The sequence below is a fragment of the Vibrio sp. Vb1026 genome, from assembly GCF_033338745.1.
GTDB classification, from domain to species: Bacteria; Pseudomonadota; Gammaproteobacteria; order Enterobacterales; family Vibrionaceae; genus Vibrio; species Vibrio alginolyticus.
On sequence record NZ_JAWOTH010000199.1, the window covers coordinates 1 to 1049 of the forward strand.

The window sequence follows — 1049 nt, forward strand, 5'->3', positions numbered from 1 at the left end:
CGGTTTGGCTTATTATTAAGTTTATCAAGGAGTGCACATGGACGTCATTCAACCTTGCATCAAAATTCAAGTTCACACCAAATACATCGAAGAGCAATCCAATCCAGAGCTACAACGCTTTGTTTTCGCCTACGTCATTACCATTAAAAACCTCAGCCAACAGACAGTACAGCTCATAAGTCGCCGATGGTTGATTACCGATTCCAACGGTAAACAAATGACGGTAGAGGGAGAAGGTGTTGTTGGGCAGCAGCCGTTTATTCCAAGCAACGATGAATACACTTACAGCAGTGGTACCGCGTTAGAAACGCCTGTTGGTGTCATGCAAGGACACTACAAAATGCTGGATGAAAAAGGCCAGGAATTCATCACTGAAATTGAGCCATTTCGTTTAGCGATTCCGAACGTTTTAAATTAATAAGATTGGAGATTCAGTGGCTACCTATATCGTTGGTGACATCCAAGGCTGTTTTGACGAACTACAGCAGCTACTCAAGCGCGTCAACTTTTCCACTCAACATGACCAACTTTGGCTCGCAGGAGATTTGGTGGCTCGCGGCCCGAAATCACTCGAAACACTGCGCTTCGTAAAGTCACTCGGTGACAGCGCAAAAGTCGTACTCGGCAATCATGACTTGCATTTACTGGCAGTATCCTACGGCCTGAAAAAGCGAAAAGACAAAGATAAAACGACCCCTATTTTCCTCGCTAAAGACCGCGAAGAACTGCTCTCTTGGCTAGCTAAACAACCTCTTCTGGCAGAGCACGACGAGTTTGTGATGTGTCATGCGGGTATCTCACCGCAATGGGATTTAGAAACAGCCAGACAATGCGCTCGCGAAATAGAAAATATTATCCAAGGCGAAGAGTTGCCGTGGTTGCTAAAAAATATGTACAGCAACTTACCAGATCTTTGGGATGACTCTCTGGAAGGCCTGGATCGCTACCGCTATATCATCAATGCCTTTACAAGAATGCGTTTCTGCTTTTCTGATGGTCGTTTAGATATGGACTGCAAACTGCCTCCGCAAGAAGTCACAGGTGACCAA

2 protein-coding genes are annotated in these 1049 nt (G+C 45.4%); both read left to right on the top strand.

The window, feature by feature from the left end:
• The first annotated feature begins 37 nt into the window (after positions 1-37).
• Positions 38-418, top strand: a complete 381-nt coding sequence (apaG, locus tag R7E47_RS25280) for a Co2+/Mg2+ efflux protein ApaG (RefSeq protein WP_005459620.1) — start codon at positions 38-40, stop codon at positions 416-418.
• Positions 419-434: 16 nt separating this feature from the next.
• Positions 435-1049, top strand: a 615-nt coding sequence (apaH, locus tag R7E47_RS25285; RefSeq protein ID WP_318085558.1) for a bis(5'-nucleosyl)-tetraphosphatase (symmetrical) ApaH, incomplete at its 3' end; no start/stop codon positions are given.